This is a genomic window from Streptomyces sp. NPDC054786, assembly GCF_053611685.1.
In genome coordinates this window covers 73,788-91,453 of the sequence record NZ_JBSHAW010000020.1, presented here as the reverse complement: position 1 = coordinate 91,453, position 17,666 = coordinate 73,788, and the positions used below count along the sequence as shown (strand labels likewise).

General features: G+C 70.9%; 16 protein-coding genes. 7 read left to right on the top strand and 9 right to left on the bottom strand.

Annotated features, from left to right (window positions below; all coding sequences use genetic code 11):
- Positions 1-44: 44 nt before the first annotated feature.
- On the bottom strand, positions 45-1,184 hold the full coding sequence (locus ACWGI6_RS18485; RefSeq protein ID WP_453268483.1) for a baeRF2 domain-containing protein: 1,140 nt from the start codon (positions 1,182-1,184) through the stop codon (positions 45-47).
- Between the two features lie 298 nt (positions 1,185-1,482).
- On the opposite strand from ACWGI6_RS18485, the gene ACWGI6_RS18480 reads away from it, so the two are divergent.
- The 3 genes from ACWGI6_RS18480 (at position 1,483) to ACWGI6_RS18470 (ending at position 4,438) form a co-directional block, all read left to right on the top strand.
- Positions 1,483-1,899, top strand: a complete 417-nt coding sequence (locus ACWGI6_RS18480) for a DUF2795 domain-containing protein (RefSeq protein ID WP_453268482.1) — start codon at positions 1,483-1,485, stop codon at positions 1,897-1,899.
- Between the two features lie 120 nt (positions 1,900-2,019).
- Entirely contained in the window at positions 2,020-2,502 is a 483-nt protein-coding gene (locus ACWGI6_RS18475; protein WP_393905921.1) for a DUF5709 domain-containing protein, read from the top strand.
- Positions 2,503-3,133: 631 nt separating this feature from the next.
- Positions 3,134-4,438, top strand: a complete 1,305-nt coding sequence (locus tag ACWGI6_RS18470; RefSeq protein ID WP_453268533.1) for an NAD(P)/FAD-dependent oxidoreductase — start codon at positions 3,134-3,136, stop codon at positions 4,436-4,438.
- A gap of 85 nt (positions 4,439-4,523) precedes the next feature.
- Here ACWGI6_RS18470 and ACWGI6_RS18465 read toward each other — a convergent pair whose 3' ends face one another.
- A complete protein-coding gene (locus tag ACWGI6_RS18465) occupies positions 4,524-4,937 on the bottom strand; it encodes an Asp23/Gls24 family envelope stress response protein (protein ID WP_453268481.1) in 414 nt (137 codons plus the stop codon).
- A gap of 279 nt (positions 4,938-5,216) precedes the next feature.
- Between ACWGI6_RS18465 and ACWGI6_RS18460 the strand changes: the two genes are divergently transcribed.
- The 3 genes from ACWGI6_RS18460 to ACWGI6_RS18450 all read left to right on the top strand — a co-directional run bounded on the left by ACWGI6_RS18460 (position 5,217) and on the right by ACWGI6_RS18450 (position 8,674).
- Entirely contained in the window at positions 5,217-5,861 is a 645-nt protein-coding gene (locus ACWGI6_RS18460; protein ID WP_453268480.1) for a class I SAM-dependent methyltransferase, read from the top strand.
- A gap of 370 nt (positions 5,862-6,231) precedes the next feature.
- On the top strand, positions 6,232-7,026 hold the full coding sequence (locus ACWGI6_RS18455) for an oxidoreductase (protein WP_453268532.1): 795 nt from the start codon (positions 6,232-6,234) through the stop codon (positions 7,024-7,026).
- 379 nt (positions 7,027-7,405) lie between these two features.
- Positions 7,406-8,674: an ATP-binding protein gene (locus tag ACWGI6_RS18450; protein WP_453268479.1), complete on the top strand. Its 1,269-nt coding sequence runs from the start codon at positions 7,406-7,408 to the stop codon at positions 8,672-8,674.
- Positions 8,675-8,762: 88 nt separating this feature from the next.
- Here the strand turns inward: ACWGI6_RS18450 and ACWGI6_RS18445 are convergent, their stop codons facing one another.
- Positions 8,763-9,113: a hypothetical protein gene (locus ACWGI6_RS18445; protein ID WP_453268478.1), complete on the bottom strand. Its 351-nt coding sequence runs from the start codon at positions 9,111-9,113 to the stop codon at positions 8,763-8,765.
- A 12-nt stretch (positions 9,114-9,125) separates the two neighbouring features.
- The gene (gene ctaD / locus ACWGI6_RS18440) at positions 9,126-10,859 is read right to left on the bottom strand and encodes an aa3-type cytochrome oxidase subunit I (RefSeq protein WP_453268477.1); all 1,734 of its coding nucleotides are present in this window, start codon (positions 10,857-10,859) and stop codon (positions 9,126-9,128) included.
- Positions 10,860-11,220: 361 nt separating this feature from the next.
- Between ctaD and ACWGI6_RS18435 the strand changes: the two genes are divergently transcribed.
- Positions 11,221-11,610 (top strand): TraR/DksA family transcriptional regulator, encoded by a 390-nt coding sequence (locus tag ACWGI6_RS18435; RefSeq protein WP_453268476.1) that lies wholly within the window; start codon positions 11,221-11,223, stop codon positions 11,608-11,610.
- Between the two features lie 138 nt (positions 11,611-11,748).
- Here ACWGI6_RS18435 and ACWGI6_RS18430 read toward each other — a convergent pair whose 3' ends face one another.
- The 5 genes from ACWGI6_RS18430 to ACWGI6_RS18410 form a co-directional block, all read right to left on the bottom strand.
- Complete coding sequence (locus tag ACWGI6_RS18430; RefSeq protein ID WP_453268475.1) at positions 11,749-12,582, bottom strand: aldo/keto reductase; 834 nt, start codon at positions 12,580-12,582, stop codon at positions 11,749-11,751.
- Between the two features lie 196 nt (positions 12,583-12,778).
- The gene (locus tag ACWGI6_RS18425) at positions 12,779-14,653 is read right to left on the bottom strand and encodes a GMC family oxidoreductase N-terminal domain-containing protein (RefSeq protein WP_453268474.1); all 1,875 of its coding nucleotides are present in this window, start codon (positions 14,651-14,653) and stop codon (positions 12,779-12,781) included.
- Complete coding sequence (locus tag ACWGI6_RS18420; RefSeq protein ID WP_453268473.1) at positions 14,650-16,068, bottom strand: hypothetical protein; 1,419 nt, start codon at positions 16,066-16,068, stop codon at positions 14,650-14,652. The genes ACWGI6_RS18425 and ACWGI6_RS18420 overlap by 4 nt, the downstream gene beginning before the upstream one ends.
- Complete coding sequence (locus ACWGI6_RS18415) at positions 16,065-16,751, bottom strand: FadR/GntR family transcriptional regulator (RefSeq protein WP_453268472.1); 687 nt, start codon at positions 16,749-16,751, stop codon at positions 16,065-16,067. The genes ACWGI6_RS18420 and ACWGI6_RS18415 overlap by 4 nt, the downstream gene beginning before the upstream one ends.
- Before the next feature lie 305 nt (positions 16,752-17,056).
- Positions 17,057-17,431: a DUF2267 domain-containing protein gene (locus ACWGI6_RS18410; protein ID WP_453268471.1), complete on the bottom strand. Its 375-nt coding sequence runs from the start codon at positions 17,429-17,431 to the stop codon at positions 17,057-17,059.
- Positions 17,432-17,666 lie beyond the last annotated feature (235 nt).

The window sequence follows — 17,666 nt, the reverse complement described above, 5'->3', positions numbered from 1 at the left end:
TTCGGCCGGCCGGGCACTGTCCGCCGAGGGCACGGGTCACCAGATCACTCCGGCCCCGTTTCCGTCGTCCCCCGCAGCAGGGCGCCGAGCCCGCCGGACGGTGCGCGCTCCGGGTCACGGACCACCACGATGTCGGCGCCGGTCGCGGCCGCCGACCGCACCAGGGCGTCATCCGCCCGTGCGACAGCTGGGTGTTCCTCCCCCAGATACGTCAACTCCGTGCCGCGTACGGCGAGTTGGTCGGCCTCGGAGCCCACCCAGACCTGCCGGGCGATGTCCGCGCCGTGCGGGCTGACCAGCAAGGTGTCGATCCGGTGTTCCCGTGCCGCCTCGACCAGGGCGGGGATGCCGGCCGCGGCATGCGGGGCGCTCTTGTTCCCGGGGCCCGCGCCCGTACGGAAGCGGTCCGCCACCTGCGCGATGTGTTCGCGTTCCTGGACTGCCCTGACCTGGGCGATGTCCCGGTCCACGAGCGCGCTCTCGGCGCCGGGCGCACGCCCGCCGTGTTCGCTCTCGTAGGTGAGGGCACGCAGCGGTTCGGGCAACTTGCCGTGCACCAGGTGGCGTTCGCGGGCCTCCCCGACCAGGACGACGGCCTCGGCGCCGCTCTTCTCGAACGCCTCGCGCACCGCCTCGGCGATCTCTCCTGCGTTCTGCTCCCAGGTGTTCTCCACCTTGGCCTGGAAGTGCCGTTCGGACGGGTCACCCGAGGCGGTGCGATGGAGGGGCCAGTCGGCTCCGCTGACCCGGCCGGCGTCCTCGGTGCCCCGATCGCCGAGGAGGGCGAAGTCCGCTCCGGCCCGGTCCAGGCGGACCACCAGGCAGACGGGGTCGTCGCCGATGGCCGCCAGCAAGGGAGTGACCCTGGGTACCGGGCCCCAGGCCGCGAAGGGGGCGGCCAGGGGCCCGGGGAGCGGGGTGTCGAGCACGATCGCACCGTGGGCGGCGAACAGCACCCGTCCGGCGTGCGTCCCGGCCTCGCCTTCCCGGCGCGTGAGCAGGGCCTCGTGCACCGCACCGCAGGTGGCCTCGTCCGCGCCGAGCGCGAACAACTGCGCCGTGGTGGCACTTGCCGTCAACTCTTGTTGTTTTGCGGCGTCCTCGCTGCGGTGCGGGACATTGGCATAGACGGACGCCCAGGGGCCTGGCCGGTTGATGACCGGTTGCAGGAGCGAGAGTCGCATGGCGCTGCCTCCTTGGCTTCCTCGGATTCCGCGGATTCTCCCGGTGTGCGGCTGGCTGTCATCGGTCTGCGGCTGACTGTCATCGGTATGTCGTTATGTGGTGGGGTGACTTACGAATTCCCGTTCCCGAAAGGCGTATGCATGGCGGGCATATGCATCTGCCGTCACTTTCCGTGCCTGCCCGGAAGATTTCCGTGTGCACGGTTGAAACGATGCCGCCGGGTTGTTAGGGCTGGGGGACCAGGGAAACTGGGAGTAACGCGTCGGGTCTGTACGACTCGTAAAGCCGGAGGCACCCATGGTCATGGAACACGGCACGGACAAGACCGGCCCCGCCAGGGATGACGTGATGAAGAAGCAACTGCGGGGGCAAATGACGGCGGAGCGCTCCCTGCGAACCGATGAAGAGCATGAACTCCAGCCGGCGGGAGAGGACCAGCCGGTGGCGGCGTGGTCTCCCGAGAGCGACTTCAGGGGCGGCACACCGAGCGGCATGACCGAGCAGGATGTCGGGCTGCGCTCCGAACTCGCCCAGCACCTCGGGCGGAGCCTGTATCCGGCCGACAAGAACGCGATCATCGAGACCCTCCGGCGGAACAACGCACCGGACCGGCTGGTCGCGATGGCCGACCGGCTGCCCGCACACGAGCGGTTCGGCAATGTGCAGAGCATCGCCGAGGCCGTCGGCCTCGCGACGGAACACCGACGCGCCTGAGGCCGGGGCGGTCCGGGTCTCCTGGCGCTGCCGCGAGACGCCAGGAGGCGGACAATTGGTTGTACAGGCACCTGCCGCACCCCGCGGCCGGGCCGGCGCACGGGAAGAGGGAGGGCGGTTATGTCCGACGACTCAATGGGCGACGAGGTCTATCAGCCGCCCAGATCCGATCCCCAGGACAACCCCAACGACCTCGACATGGAGGACGCCCTGGACGAGCCGGATCTCGACGAGACGCTGGACACCGGCTATTCGCCTCCGGAGCGTCCCTTCGTGGTGAATCACGAGGGGACCACCGCGCGCGAGCTGCACGACCGCGAGACGCTCGACCACCGGCTGGCCGTGGAGGTACCGGACGTCTGCGCACCCGACGGCGACGGTATCGGCGACCTGCCGGACGGGGTGGGGGAACCCACGGACCTGGAATGCGGCGACGAGCGGGCCGGCCGGCTCGTCGGCTCCGACGAGGGATTCTGGCGCGGGGGCAGCAATGACATCGCCGCCCGGGACGTCGGGATCGACGGCGGCGCCGCGTCCGCGGAGGAGGCGGCGGTGCATATCGCGCGGGACAATGCGGGGGACGGGGAGCGGGAGAGCGGCTGACGGTCGGCCGTGCGCAGGCCGCGCACGGACCACGTCCGCGGCACGTTTGTCGTCCCGCAGTCCGAGGAAGCGCGTATCGCGTATGGCGCCCGGCCGGCTCGGGACAGCAACCGGACGCGGTCGTGGCGGCGCAGCCCCGGCGTATGCACCCCGTCGAGCCAGGACTTCAGCGCGCGGCTGTCCGGTGTGGGGTCAACTCGCCGCGGAGCGCGGTCCGGAGCACGTGGGATGGGCCCGCCCTCAGCACCGTCCGCCCGCCCCATGCCATCGGGGCCCGGCCGGTGCCGCACCGCGGCTGTGACGGGCGGGCGGCCTGGCGTGGCCGGCCGGGTCGGTCTGCACCGCTTCGGCGTCGTCGCGGCCGTGATCGCCTCCGCCGCGCCACCCGGCCTGCACGGTCCTCGCTCGACGAGCCGTCCAAGGGCTGCTGCCGTCACAATGAGAACAACGAAGCGCGACGACTCCATCATGTGTACCCGGCCGCTCACCGGTTAGCCGACAGGACACCACACCGCCGACGGGTGTACCCGCGGGCCGTCCGCTCACATCGGACCGCGACCGCCGCTCGGCCCAGCGCCTGAGCACTCCCTCGACCGCAGGAGTCCACGTGAATCGACGTCGTCCTCGGATCGTGATCGTCGGAACCGGCTTCGCCGGTTTCGAATGTGCCCGCACGCTCTCCCGGCTGGCCAAGGGAGCCGCCGAGATCGTGCTCCTCAACCCCCACGACTACTTTCTGTATGTGCCGCTGCTGCCGGAAGTGGCGGCCGGAATTCTGGAGCCCCGCCGGGTTGCGGTATCGCTCACCGGGAGCCTGCCGGGCACCCGGCTCGTCCTCGGGCAGGCCCACGACGTGGACCTCGATGCCCGTCGGGTGGACTACACCGACCCCGAGGACCGGGCGGGCTCGCTGTCCTACGACCGGCTGGTCCTGACCGTCGGCAGCGTCAACAAACTGCTGCCGATCCCCGGCGTCGCCGAGCATGCCCACGGCTTCCGTGGCATGCCCGAAGCGCTGTACCTCCGCGACCACATCACCCGCCAGATCGAACTGGCCGGCGTGACCGAGGACAGCGCCGAACGGTCCGCCAGGACCACCTTCGTGGTGGTGGGCGCCGGATACACCGGCACCGAAGTCGCCGCCCACGGAGTGCGGTTCACCGATGACCTGGCCCGGCAGAACGTGGGCCTGCGGGACGGCCCACGCCCCCGCTGGCTGCTGCTGGACGTCGCCGACCGGCTGCTGCCCGGACTCGACGAGCGGCTGTCGCACACCGCCGACCGCGTTCTGCGCTCCCGCGGCGTCGATGTCCGCACCCGCACGTCCGTCAAGGAAGCGACCTCGAACGGTGTACTGCTCGACGACGGCGAGTTCATCCACAGCCGCTCGCTGATCTGGTGTGTGGGCGTACGGCCCGACCCGCTGGTCGACTCCTTGGGGCTGCCCACCGACAAGGGGCGGTTGTGCGTCGACGAATTCCTGGGAGTGCCCGGCCGGCCGGAGGTGTTCGCCTGCGGTGACGCCGCGGCCGTTCCGGACCTGACCCGCCCCGGTGAGGTGACACCGATGACCGCCCAGCACGCCCAGCGGCAGGGCAAGGTCGCGGCACACAATGTGGCGGCATCCTGCGGCCAGGGCTCACCGCGCGCGTACGAGCACCGCGACCTGGGCTTCATGGTCGACCTGGGCGGCATCCAGGCCGCGGCCAACCCCTTCCACATCCCGCTCTCCGGCCCGCTCGCCGGCGCCCTCACCCGCGGCTACCACCTCATGGCGATGCCGGGGAACCGTATCCAGGTGGCCGCCGACTGGATTCTGGACGCGATGCTGCCGCGCCAGGGCGTACACCTGGGACTGGTCAGCTCCTGGTCGGTACCGCTGGACACCGAGTCCCCCGAAGTGCCCCGTCTGCCGGGCAAGTCCGGAACGGCGTAAGAGACGACACCGCGAGCCGGCCCCGCCCAAGCCCGAGGAAAGGAGTTCTCCGTGGCGGAGAACTCCTTTCCGGCCGTGTCGCTGCCTACTGCACCCGCTCCGGTTCGCTTTCGTCCTCTTCGGGGAGCCACACATCGCTCACCGCGACATTGACCTCCACGACTTGGAGACCGGTCATCCGCTCGACCGCGGAAATCACGTTCTCGCGCACGGATTTCCCCACCTCAGGGATGACCTCGCCGTAGTCGACGATGATGTCGAGATCAACCGCCGCCTGTTTCTCGCCGACTTCGACCTTGACGCCGTGTGTGACCGTGCCTCCCCCTGGTACGCGTTTGCGCAGGGCTCCTACCGATCTCGAAAACCCGCTGCCCAGGGCATGCACCCCCAGCGAATCAGCGGCTGCCAGAAAGGCGATCTTTGCGACCACGCCGTCGGCAATGGTCGTACGCCCCAGGTTCCCGGTGTTCCGCGACCCACGCTCTGCGACATTGGTCATCGCGCCTCACCTCTTTGCTCCATTGAGGGGAAGTCTTCGGCCCTCTCCTCACGCTATGGCCGCACGGGTGACGCTGCCTCCCGAACCAGGACCGGACGGCTCCGGGGCCCGAACCGGCACCTTCCCTTTGCCGATCCGGCAAAGAGGTTTGTCGATCTGCGCACCTTCGGCGGACCCTCTCCTCAAGGCGGTACGGCGCGGCAGCGGCGACACCGCCCGTGCCCCGGGTGAACCGAAAGCACCGGAGCACATCCAGCCCGCACGCAGGAGGACGCGCCGATGACCCACGACAGCACCATCCCGGACCACGAATTCTGGGACTCCCGCTATGCGGAGAGCGACCGGATCTGGAGCGGACGCCCCAACGCCCCCCTGGTCCGGGAGGCCGGTGACCTCATGCCGGGCAAGGCACTGGACCTGGGATGCGGTGAGGGAGCGGACGCCCTCTGGCTCGCCGAACAAGGCTGGCACGTCACCGCCGTTGACATTTCCCGTGTCGCCCTCGGCCGTGCGGCACAGCACGCGGCGGCGACGGCGGCAGATGCCGCCCGGCGCATCAACTGGCAATGGCACGACCTCAGTACGTCGTTCCCGGCGGGCAGCTTCGATCTCGTCTCCGCCCAATTCCTGCATTCCCCCAGCGATATGCCCCGCAACGAAATCCTGCGGAAGGCCGCCTCAGCTGTGGCACCGGGCGGAGTGCTCCTGGTCGTCGGACATACGGGCTTCCCCTCCTGGGAGCCAGACCCGCACCCCGAGATCCACTTCCCCACCCCCGACGACGTCCTCAAGGCGCTCGACCTGCCGGACGGGGAGTGGGAAGTCCTGCGCAGCGAGGAGCACCAGCGCACCCAGACCGGTCCGGACGGGCAGCCGACCACCCGCATCGACAACACCCTGAAGCTCCGCCGCGCCACGGCTTGAGGGACCCGCTCCGGACGTCAGCCGCGGCCCCACCCGCAGGTCTGGCTCAACGGCATGCTCATGGAAAATCCGTACTGCCCGGGGCTCGAGGAGACAACCGGCCCGACGGCCGCCGCCGAAGGCTGAAAGCCGCCGGGCCGGCCCCGCTCATCTGGTCTCGCTCATCTGGTCTCGCTCGGTGGCCGGCCGAGACGGAGCAGGGCCGGCGGGCCCACGGCGCGACCGCTCCGGCAGCCCGGGAAAGCAAAGTTCGCCCCGATGGGCTCGTGGTGCCGGGTGCCGGTGAGGGTTCCGGGAGTGATACTGAGCCAATGTGCCCGGTTTCTACGGTTTTCCCGGCTTCCGGATGCCGGAGGAGGAGCGGACGCCCATGGATCTGAACCTCGTCGGCAAGGTCGCCGTCGTCACCGGCGGCAGTAAGGGCATCGGCTTGGCGGTCGCCGAGGCGTTCGGCCGTGAAGGCGCACGGGTCGTCGTCGGCAGTCGCAACCGAACGCCGGAGCTTGCCGCGCTGTGCGAGCGGCACGACGTCACCTTTGTCCCGGTCGACCTGTCGGCGCCCGACGGTGCGGACCGGCTGGTCGGGGCCGCGGCGGACCAGCACGGGGGAATCGACGTACTGGTCAACAACCTGGGGGTCGCCCGCCCCCGTTCCGGTTTCCTGGAGGTCGGGGACGCCGAGTGGCAGCGGGTCTTCGATCTGACCTTCTTCAGTGCCGTCCGGGCCAGCCGGGCCGCGTTGCCGCTGCTGCTCGCCGACGGTGGCGGAGCGGTGGTGAACGTGAGCTCCGTCAATGCCCGCCTTCCGTTCCCCATGGTGGTGGATTACTCGGCCGCCAAGGCTGCGCTGAGCAACCTCACCAAGGCGCTGTCGGAGGAGTTCGCGCCGCGCGGCGTACGCGTCAATGCCGTCGCACCCGGACCGGTGCGCACCCCGTTCTGGACCGACCCGGGTGGCTTCGCCGAATCCGTCGCCGCCGGTGCCGGCAGTACTGCCCAGGCGGCGCTGGACGAGGTCGTTCCCCGGCAGATGGGCGTCTCCACGGGGCGGATCAGCGAACCCGAAGAGGTCGCCGATCTCACGGTGTTCCTGGCCTCCCCCCGCGCCGGCAACATCACCGGTGCCGAGTTCGTCCTCGACGGCGGTCAGACCAAAACCACCTGACCCCGTGCCGGCCCCTTGAGCCTTTCGGCCCTGTGCCGTCCCGGACGGTGTCCATGCCGCTGTGACAGCGGGTCAGTTGGGACGTGGCCGTGGAGCGCCTCGGGTAGGCCTCATGGATGACCGCTCCCGTCTCGTCCGGGACGAAGACTGCCCTGGCCGACATCGACACCGACATCGCCCCGGACCGGCTCGCTCAGGGTGGCGCGGGGTTCGTGAGGGCGGGCCGCTCTCACCGGCGGCGGTGGCTCCGCGCTGAGCCCCGCCACCGGCAGGCAACGGGGCGTTCAGGTCGGGGTGAGGCCGCCGTCGACCAACGATGCGCCCGGGGTGCCCTGGGCGCATCATGGAAGGGAAGGCGGCGCCTCACAGGAGGCTGCGGATGGCCGGCTGGCATGTGCGGGACTTCTCTCCGGACGATCTCGAAGCGATCGTCCGGCTCGATGCCGAGGGCGCGTCCACCGACCCCTCCGGGGTCTTCCGCCTTTCTGACGTGGTCGCGGCGCTGCAGGGGCGCCATCCCACCGTCGTCGCGGTCGCCGACGGACGCCTCGTGGGTGCCGCGGTGGGCCGGGTGGAGGGCGACCGGGCATGGGTCCTGCGGATCAGCCTGCATCCCTCATGGCGGAACCTCGGCATGGGCAGCGCGATGCTGGCGGCTCTCGAACACCGCCTGCAGGCGGCGGGCGCCACGACGATGGCGGCAGTGCTGCCCGAGGGCGAGACCGGTTCCGCTGCCCTGCACCACTCGGGCTTCCGTCCCCAGCCGGGGCTCACCTACTTCGAGAAGGCCGAAGCGGTCACCGCGCAGGATTCCGCCGTCCTGCTTTCCCTGGGCGGAGTGGTGCCGCCGACGGGGCTGTGGGAGAAGCTCGCGGGGATGGCGGAGGAGAAGGGCCTCATCGAGCGCCGGCTCGTCCTGCCGCTCGCCCACCCCGAGCTGGCAGCCGAGCACGGTGTCGAACCACCGCAGGCCGTTGTCCTCTTCGGGCCGCCCGGCACCGGTAAGAGCACCTTCGCCAAGGCGGTGGCCAGCCGCCTGGGGTGGCCCTTCGTGGAGCTCTTCCCGTCCCGGCTCGCGCTGGAGGACGGCCTGGCGACGGGGCTGAGCCGGCGCTTCGACCAGGTGGCCCAGCTGGAGCACGTACTCGTCTTCATCGACGAGGTCGAAGAGGTCGCGAGCGTGCGCAGCGAGTCCGACCCGGTGTCCGTGGGAGTCGTCAATGAACTCCTCAAGTCGATCGTGCGGTTCCGCGACCGCGACGGCAGACTGCTGATCTGCGCCACCAACAACGTGGCCACACTGGACCCGGCGTTCCTGCGCCACGGCCGGTTCGACTATGTACTGCCGGTCGGGCCGCCCGACTCCGAAGCACGCGGCGCCCTGTGGGACAGCTACCTCGCCAGGGCGGGAGCCGAGGCCGACACCGCCGTCCTCGCGGAGGCCAGCGAGGGGTTCACTCCCGCCGACATCGCGCAGGCGGCGCGTACCGTCGCGCAGAGCGTCTTCGAGCGCACCCTCGCATCCGGACATCGCGCCCGCCCGGCCACCGGGGACTACTTGCAGACCATCCGCCGCACCCGCCCCACGGTCACCACCGAGATGGCTTTGGAGTTCGCCGATCAGACCAGCCGCTACGGGCGTACCTGAGGGCGCGCCGGGGCCGCCTCGGCCCGCTGCGTCGCGGCGACCGGGACGCCGGCGGCCACGGCACCGGCGGCTCGGTTCGTGACACCGCTCAGTGGGCCAGCAGCAGGACGTTCAGCAGCACCAGGGCCGCCAGCAGGGCCAGCACGGTTGCCAGGACGCGGCGTTTGAGGACGTCATAGCGCTGCTGGTACTCCCGGCGGAGCTGGAGTGCGCGGGTGGCGATACGGGTGAGGGTCAGCTGCGAGAGGTCGAGCTGCCGGCGGACCAACAGGCCCACCAGCTCGTCCCGTTGGGCGGTGGTCGGCCAGTCGAGGGCGTCGACGAAGGCTTCGGCGTCGCTGCGGGCGCGGTCGATCTCCGCCTGCCACAGCAGATACCCCTCCATGCTGGCGATGCCCGCCTGGACGGTGCGACTGTCCGGCGTTCGGCTGTCGGTCATGGCGCAACCCGCTCAGCGCGGCTCGTTCCCCGAAGGGCGGTCGGTGTCATGTGGCTCTCGGGAGGCGACCACGTCGCGCCGCGCGGCCTTCCTCGCGTTCTCCAGGGCGGCGACATCGGGGTGATGCAGGTCGAAGGCCGGCGACTCGGAGCGGATCCGGGGCAGCGTGGTGAAGTTGTGCCGCGGCGGCGGGCACGAGGTGGCCCACTCGAGGGAGCGCCCGTAGCCCCACGGGTCGTCCACGACTTCCTTCGGCGCGTACTTGGCCGTTCTCCAGACGTTGTAGAGGAACGGCAGCACCGAGAGGCCCAGCAGGAACGAGCCGATGCTGGAGAGCGTGTTCAGCGTGGTGAAGCCATCGGACGCCAGATAGTCGGCGTAGCGGCGCGGCATGCCTTCGACGCCGAGCCAGTGCTGGATGAGAAAGGTGAGATGGAATCCGATGAACAGGGTCCAGAAGTGGATTTTGCCGAGACGCTCATCGAGCATTCTGCCGCTGAATTTGGGCCACCAGAAGTAGAAGCCGGCGAACATCGCGAAGACCACGGTGCCGAACACGGTGTAGTGGAAGTGGGCGACGACGAAGTACGAGTCGGAGACATGGAAGTCCATCGGCGGTGAGGCCAGCAGAACGCCGGTGAGCCCGCCGAAGAGGAAGGTCACCAGGAATCCGATCGCCCAGAGCATAGGGGTCTCGAAGGACAGCGCACCGCGCCACATCGTGCCGATCCAGTTGAAGAACTTCACCCCCGTCGGGACCGCGATGAGGAAGGACATGAAGGAGAAGAACGGCAGGAGTACCGCTCCGGTCACGAACATGTGGTGGGCCCAGACCGTGACCGAAAGCCCCGCAATGGAGATCGTCGCCGCGATGAGTCCGATATAGCCGAAGATGGGCTTGCGGCTGAAGACGGGGAAGATCTCGGTGACGATGCCGAAGAAGGGCAGCGCGATGATGTAGACCTCGGGGTGGCCGAAGAACCAGAAGAGGTGCTGCCACAACAACGAGCCCCCGTTCGCAGGGTCGAAGACATGCGCACCGAATTTCCGGTCCGCCTCCAGCACCAGCAGCGCGGCGGCCAGAACGGGAAAGGCGAACAGCACGAGCACGGCCGTCAGCAGGATGTTCCAGGTGAAGATCGGCATCCGGAACATCGTCATGCCGGGCGCCCGCATACAGATGATCGTCGTGATGAAGTTGACCGACCCCAGGATCGTTCCGAAACCGGAAAAGGCCAGTCCCATCACCCACAGGTCGCCGCCGATTCCGGGGGTGCGGATGGGGCCTGACAGCGGGGTGTAGGCGGTCCAGCCGAAGTCCGCAGCCCCGTCCGGTGTGAGGAAGGCGCACAGGGCGATCAGGGAGCCGAACAGGTAGAGCCAATAGGCGAACATGTTGAGCCGCGGGAAGGCCACATCGGGTGCGCCGATCTGCAAGGGCATGATCCAGTTCGCGAAACCGGCGAACAACGGTGTCGCGAAGATCAGCAGCATGATGGTGCCGTGCATCGTGAACGCCTGGTTGAACTGCTCGTTCGAGAGGATTTGCAGCCCCGGTCGGGCCAGCTCCGCCCGGATGGCGAGCGCCAGAAGTCCGCCGATCATGAAGAATCCGAACGACGTACTCAGATAGAGCGTGCCGATCGTTTTGTGGTCGGTGGTCGTCAGCCAATCCACCACCACCCGTCCGGCATTCTGTCGCCGCTTGGCTGGTTGCAGCGATTCCGTCTGCTGAACGGCTGTCACGGTCCGAACTCCTCATCGCACGTGGTCGCCCCCCTCGCCGGGCTGACGGTACAGATACCTCGGAGGACGCCAAAGAGGCTCGCCGCCGCACACCATCAGTCACATCAAGTGCGCAGCGCGGGAGTTCGTGCGTGCTCGTCCGTACCCGGAGAGCCGAGGGGTGCACCGGCGGTGTTTCATGACGCCGCAGCGATCTGACGCAAAAGGCCGAATGGGAGCGGCTGCGGCCGTCCCTGCCGGTCGGCACACGGCCTCACGGCCGTTGGCGGGATCAGCGGCGGGTCAGCGACGGATGGCGTCGGACCGGGCCGGAAGGGTGCCTGCCGGAATAGGCAGACCGCCCATTTCGTTGTGTAGTGACGTGGAGAATGACACCGAAAGCGCCGGGGGCTCACCGGCGCAATGGACGGCCGCGACGGAGCGGATCAACGAGGACCGGGTCGCCACCGAGCGGCTGATCAGCTCGTTGACGCGGCTGTGGGACGGCGTCGTCGAAGCGGCGGCCCTGACGTCCAATGACGACGAGCACGACCCCGAGGGAGCCACGGTCGCCTTCGAACGTGCCCACCTGCGGGACGTACTGAAGCAAGCACACGCCGACCTGGACGACCTCGATCGAGCCGCCCGGCGGATAGCCGCCGGCACATACGGCACCTGTGAGCGCTGCGGGGGCCCGATCTCCGCGGGGCGGCTCTCCGCCCGTCCGACGGCGACGACCTGCATCACCTGCGCGAGCAAGCCCACCCGATGACGTGAAGGGACCGCGCCGAGACAGCCCCCGCACGTCCGTATGCCGGCGGTTCCCTTCCGTGACGGCCGGTGCCCGGCCGGCCGGGCACCGGCCGTCAGCGCGAGTGTCCGCGAGGGAAACCGGCGAGGTCACGGCGGGTCACAGCAGCTCCAGGGGCTGTTTGCCGGTCGGGGGCGGGAAGGCCTCATCGAGAAGGCGGTGGTCGTCCTCCGTGAGATGCAGGTCGAGGGCGGCACGGTTGTCCTCGACATGTGCGGTGCTGGACGCCTTGGGAATGGCGATGACGTCGTCGAGGCGCAGAACCCAGGCGAGCGCCACCTGGGCGGGGGACCTCCCGTGGGCGGAAGCCAGGGACTGCAGTGCCTCGTGGCCCAGCAACCGGCCCTGCTCCACGGGTGAGTAGGCCATGACCGGGATGGCGAGTTCCCGGCAACGGGGCAAGAGGTCGTACTCCGGGCCTCGACGGGTGAGGTTGTAGAGCACCTGATCGGTCTGCGGGTGGGCGCCGTCGGGCAGCTCAGCGAGGTCATCGACGTCGAAATTGCTCACTCCCCACGAGCCGATACTGCCCTGTGCCACCAGTGATTCCAGGGCCTCGACGGTCTCGTGGAGCGGCACGCTGCCCCGCCAGTGCAGCAGATAGAGATCGATCCGGTCGGTCCTGAGGCGGCGCAGGCTCGCATGACAGGCGTTGACCGTGCCCTTTCTGTCGGCGTGGAACGGCAACACCTTGCTGACGACGAACGCCTCGTCCCGACGGCCCTGCAGCGCTTCGCCGACCAGTTCCTCGGCGGCGCCGTTTCCGTACATCTCCGCCGTGTCGATCACGGTCAGCCCCAGATCGAGGCCCCGCCGGAGGGCGGCGATCTCCTGGGCACGCCGCGCGGGGTCGTCCCCCATGTGCCAGGTGCCCTGTCCGAGCGCGGGCACCCGCACACCGGAAGGGAACGTCACTGTCCGGGCCTGGGTCATCGTGCCCCTTCTCCGTTCCCGGCGAACCGTCGCGTTCGCGTGGTCTCCATGATCCCAGCCCAGCGTGCCAGGCGCGCTTCCACCGGGAAAGTGCGCCACCCGCCTCCTCAGCCGCCGAGCGGCGGAGGACGGGACGATCACCTGAACGGGCCCCGAGGGCCACCCGGCCGAGCGGCGGTCCGGGACGGTGCTGCGCTCACCCCGCCGCCACCGCTCGCTCCGCGACGCCCAGAGCCGCGGCCATGATGCTCAGCTGTGGGTTCACCTCGGGGCAGCTGGGCAGCAGCGAGCCGTCGGCGATCAGCACCCCGTGGACGCCGCGCAGCCGGCCTTCCCCGTCGGCGGGGCATCGGCGGGAGTCCGCCCCTGCGGCCACGGTTCCGGTGGGGTGGAAGGCCGAGAGGTGGAGCCGGCGGGCGCTCACCCCGTCCAGCAGGGCGGACAGCTCGGGCAGGGAGCGGGCGCGCGGTGCGGTGGGGATACCGGTCAGTACCTCCTGGGCGCCGGCGGCGAAGAGCAGTTCGCCCATGGCGCGTACCGCGGTCATCAGACGGCCCGCATCGCGGGGGTCGAGGTCGTAGCGGAGCACGGTGCGGTCCCGGCCCAGGACCCGGCCCGAAGGGCGGTCCGCGATCATGGCGCCGAGGGTGGCCAGCCGGTCGGCGGCGTCCAGTTCGCGGCGCAGCTCACGGCCCACGCCCGGCAGGACGAAACTGCCCATGCCCGGTGGGGTGGCGGTCGCCTCGATGAGGATGCCGCCGCGGTGCAGTTCCTCGACGCCGACGCTCTGCAGCACCCCCTCCCAGGCCGTCACGGGGTCGGCGAAGCGGCCCGCCACGCTGGTCGCCGGATGGACACTGAGGTTGCGGCCCAGCCGGGGATGGGTGCCCAGCCCGGAGCGGCGCAGCAGCGGCGGCGACTGCAGGGCGCCTGCCGCGACCACCACCAGCGGACTCAGAATCTCCAGGTCACCGCCGCCCGGACGCTGAACGGCCACCCCCGCCGCCCGCGGGCCGCCGGGCCGGTCGGCGTCCACCAGAATCCGCCGCACCCGTGCCCGGGTGACGATCCGGGCTCCGGCGGCGCAGGCGTCGGGCAGCACCGACAGCTGCACGCTCTGTTTGGCGCCGGTGGGACAGCCCACGACGCACTGACAAGAGCCTTTGCAGCCACGGGCGTTGCGGCGCAGCGGCGCGGCCCGCCACCCGAGCCGCTCCGCCCCGGCGAGGGTGAGCAGCCCGTTGTTGCCGAGGACGTCGAGGGGCTGGGTGGCCACGCCCAGGGTGCGCTCCGCCTCGTCGAGGTGGGCCCCGAAGCCGTCGGCGAGGTCGAGTCCGAAGGCGGTGCGCCAGCGCTCCAGCACATGGTCGGGGGCGCGGTAACAGGTGCCGGAGTTGACGAGGGTGGTCCCGCCCACGGCCCGTCCCGTGGGCAGCAGCAGCGGTGGGCGACCGGCGGCCACGGTGGCGCCGCCGTCGCGGTAGAGCTCGGCGAACCGTTCCAGAGGCGTGCGGCGCCCGAAGGATGCGGTGGTGTGGTGGTTCCCTTCCTCCAGGACGACGGTGCGCAGCCCGGCACGGGCGAGAACGCGCGCCGCCATGGCGCCTCCGGCGCCGGAGCCGATCACCACCGCGTCCGCGGTGCTGCGCTCCGGCCAGTCCTCTGCGGGTGTGCAGTCCAGCGGCGGGTCGGGCGGCGGCGCGAAGGCGAGCGGGCGCGTTTCCGGCCTGCCGGCACCGTGCCTCGCGCGCGCCTGCTGGGCGAGCATCCGCTCCGTGCCCGCGGCCAGCAGCACCGGAACCTTCACCAGGTCGAGCAGCGGGGCCAGGCGCGGCCGGGCGGCGAGTGCAGTCATCAGCTCGTCCCGCGCTGCCGGGTCGAGGGCGGCGAGCGGGCGTCCGGTGCGGGCCAGTGCATAGGCGTCGACGGCGCCGGCCGCGCCGCGCATCCCGGCACGGGCCGGCGCGGGCATCGAGGCCAGCACGTCGTCGAGACGCCGGGGCACCGTGGCCGGCCAGCGTTCGCTGCCGTCGTCGGCCAGGAGGGCGGCGACGAGTCCGGCGAGGCTCATCGCTCCCCCACCTCCGTGTGGGCGGTTCCTTCGAGGAGCCACTCCTCCTCCGTATGCCAGCGGCCCCGCCAGCGTTCCAGGCGGATGACGGCGTCGGCGGTCTCGCTGTTGCGGCAGACGGCCGCACTGCCGTCGGGGTCGGCGTAGTCGAGCCGCAGGGTGCGCTCGGCGGGCAGGCTCACCTCGACGCGGATACGGCGCAGTCCGGCGCGTCCTGTGACGCTCCAGTCCGGACGCCCGATGGCGGCGCGGAAGCGGCCGAGTCCCAGCCAGCCGAGCGCGGCGCGCTCCGCCCGGCGGGGCCAGGTCCGGCCGCCGCGGCGCAGTCGCAGGAAGACCAGGGGCGGCAGGCGGCGCAGTCCCGGTCGTGTCGAGACCGCGGCGACGATCTCCAGCACCTCGCCGTTGCCGAGGTCCGCGTGCAACCAGGCCCAGCGGCGCGCGTTGCCGTGGCCGTAGATACGGGCGGAGGCACCCGGCGCGCCCTGCAGGGTCAGCTTCTCGCCCCCGTAGGTGACCGTTCCGTCGTAGGAGGCACGGGCCGCCGGGAGGATCTGCGCGGCGGGCAGCAGGGGGCGGCGCCAGGACCAGCGGGGAAAGGTGAACAGCGGCTCGTCCTCGGGACGTTCGGTCAGCTCCCAGCGGAAGTCGCCGGCCGCTCCTTCCAGGTGTCCGGGGCGGGCGACGATGCCGTCCGCACGGAAACCGTCCTCGCCGCCGCGCCAGGGCTCGGGGCCGAAGCGCGTATGCCGCACCGCGCCCTGCGGACCGTCCGGGTCCGCGGCGGGGAAGACGGCGGCCCAGCCGTGCACAAAGGCCGGTGAGCCGTCGGTCGGCGCGGTCAGTTCGTGGTGCAGCCACAGCCCGCGGCCGGTCGCCGGGTCGGTGACGGTGGTGTACCAGACCTCGGTACGGCCGGGCTCTCCGCGCCAGCGCGGCGCCAGGTGCCGGCTGCCGTCCTCGCGGCGGGGAAAGCGGACACTGCCCAGGAAGGGGGCCAGGCCGGTGGCCAGGGGGAAGCGCAGGGTGCCGCTGCCGATGCGTTCTTCCCCGTCATGGAGCGTGTAGGGCAGCACCGTCATCGACCGGACGGGACGGCGCAGCGAGACGGACTTCCAGCCGTCCAGGGTCAGCCGGCGCCCTTGGACGGTGAAGGCCAGCCGGTAGCGGATACGGCGCCGGGCGAGCGGCGAGATCTCCATCTCGCCCGTGGCGTACGGGTCGTCGGCCCATCCGGCGATGCGTATGCGTCCGCTCAGCCGGGCCTCGGTCGTCCCGAACGGCTGCAGTACGTGCGGCGCCGCCACCCGCAGATCGAGCCGGGCCCGCCGTGTCCCGTCCGCACCGTCGATCCGGGCGCAGCCGAGCATGGTCTCGGCGAACGCTGTCCCCCGGGCACTGTCGCCGCCGCTCATGCCGGCTCGTCCAGCATGAGCCGTTCGGTGGCGGTCAGATAGCTCTCGGCGGCCTTCCGCGCAGCTTCCGCCTCGCCCGCCACCACCGCCTCGACCACCGGCGCCAGCCGGGCGTGTGCGGCGTCAGGGTCGGTGAAGGGCCGCACCAGAGCGGAGCGGACCGGCAGATAGGCGTGGAAGAGGGTGTTGGTCAACAGCAGATAGACGCGGTTGCCGGTGGCGCGGGCCAGCGCGCGGTGCACCTCGATGTCCGCCAGCTGTACGGCGTCGCCGCCCTCGGCCGTCCGGACCGCCGCCAGCAGTTGGCGCAGCTCGTCGTGGTGTCCGGCGTCCGAGCGCGTGGCGGCCCGCTCGGCGATCAACATGCCGATACTGCGCCGCACTTCGAAGATCTCACCGATCCAGTCCGGGCTGTGCCGGACCAGCATCGGCAGCAGATCGGCGCCGCCCAGACGCAGGAAGTCGCGCACCCGGGTGCCCACACCGTGCCGCGTCTCCAGCAGACCGGCCTGGAGGAGACGGCCGTAGGCGTGCTTGAGGGTCGTGCGGTTGACGCCGTACCGCTCCGCCAGCCGGCGCTCGGTGGGCAGATAGTCGCCGGCGGGATAGCGGCCGGTGATGATCTCCTCCCGCAGCCGGTTCTCCAGGACGTCGACGACGGTCTCACGGGGCAGCGTCTCCACGATTTCCCTCCCAGGGCAGCAGTTGTCGGTGCTCCACCCGAGGACCGAGTGAACCAGTGACTGAGTGGATGATCCACTGCACCATCAGGAGTCGGCCCCGTCAAGCCCTTTCACTGCCGCGCCTCATACCGACAGCCGCCGCTGCGGCTGAAGTTGGCCGACCGGGAGCGGGCAAGGCGGCACCTCACCGCGCCACGCGATCACCGGCTGCCGGCCCGCCACGGCACACTCGGCGGACCCGGGCCGACCAGCCCGCCGGCACCCTCAACTTCCGCCGTGCACACGGCCGGACGGGGAAGGACCCGTCAGCCGGCCTCCACCAGCCGCGCATACCCCTTGCCGAGCTGCGACATGGCGTGGTCGTACTCCTTCTGCGAGATGGCCTCGTGCAGCGTCCCCAGCACCGCCCGTACACCGCGGGTGGCTTCCGACTTGGACAGGGCGGTGCGTTCGCGCACCCTGCGGATCGACTCAGCGGGCCCAAAGGTCTCCGTCTCACCACGCCCCCGCTCCAGCGAGCCACGCAGTGGCTCGGGAAGTTCGAGGGCCAGATCGCGGGCTTCGCCGTCGCTCAGGCGAATGGCGAGCGTCTCAAGAGTGGCGCGGGTGAGATCGGCCGCTTCCTGCCGCGAGAGCCCCGTGCGATGCGCCACTGCCTGGAAGAACTCCTTGTCGTCCATGCGAGCCTCCACATCGGAATCGACGGATGGGCGCGAGGGAGGCAACCTCACCCACCACCTTGCCACGCCCCCATCCCGCGTGCGAGGCACGGCAGGCCCACCTCACGGGGGGGCGGATCGCCCGCCCCCCGGCCGGACACCCGCTGTGAGCACACGGGCACCGGGCGCACCGGGTGCGGGGCGCCCGCCCCCGCCGGCACACCGCACACCGGGTGGTCGCCACGGCCCGGGCCGG

Bases quoted from the DNA above. Each gene is read 5' to 3' on its own strand.
- ACWGI6_RS18485 (WP_453268483.1), bottom strand. From the start codon at position 1,184: ATGCGACTCTCGCTCCTGCAACCGGTCATCAACCGGCCAGGCCCCTGG.
- ACWGI6_RS18480 (WP_453268482.1), top strand. From the start codon at position 1,483: ATGGTCATGGAACACGGCACGGACAAGACCGGCCCCGCCAGGGATGAC.
- ACWGI6_RS18475 (WP_393905921.1), top strand. From the start codon at position 2,020: ATGTCCGACGACTCAATGGGCGACGAGGTCTATCAGCCGCCCAGATCC.
- ACWGI6_RS18465 (WP_453268481.1), bottom strand. From the start codon at position 4,937: ATGACCAATGTCGCAGAGCGTGGGTCGCGGAACACCGGGAACCTGGGG.
- ACWGI6_RS18460 (WP_453268480.1), top strand. From the start codon at position 5,217: ATGACCCACGACAGCACCATCCCGGACCACGAATTCTGGGACTCCCGC.
- ACWGI6_RS18455 (WP_453268532.1), top strand. From the start codon at position 6,232: ATGGATCTGAACCTCGTCGGCAAGGTCGCCGTCGTCACCGGCGGCAGT.
- ACWGI6_RS18450 (WP_453268479.1), top strand. From the start codon at position 7,406: ATGGCCGGCTGGCATGTGCGGGACTTCTCTCCGGACGATCTCGAAGCG.
- ACWGI6_RS18445 (WP_453268478.1), bottom strand. From the start codon at position 9,113: ATGACCGACAGCCGAACGCCGGACAGTCGCACCGTCCAGGCGGGCATC.
- ACWGI6_RS18430 (WP_453268475.1), bottom strand. From the start codon at position 12,582: ATGACCCAGGCCCGGACAGTGACGTTCCCTTCCGGTGTGCGGGTGCCC.
- ACWGI6_RS18425 (WP_453268474.1), bottom strand. From the start codon at position 14,653: ATGAGCCTCGCCGGACTCGTCGCCGCCCTCCTGGCCGACGACGGCAGC.
- ACWGI6_RS18420 (WP_453268473.1), bottom strand. From the start codon at position 16,068: ATGAGCGGCGGCGACAGTGCCCGGGGGACAGCGTTCGCCGAGACCATG.
- ACWGI6_RS18410 (WP_453268471.1), bottom strand. From the start codon at position 17,431: ATGGACGACAAGGAGTTCTTCCAGGCAGTGGCGCATCGCACGGGGCTC.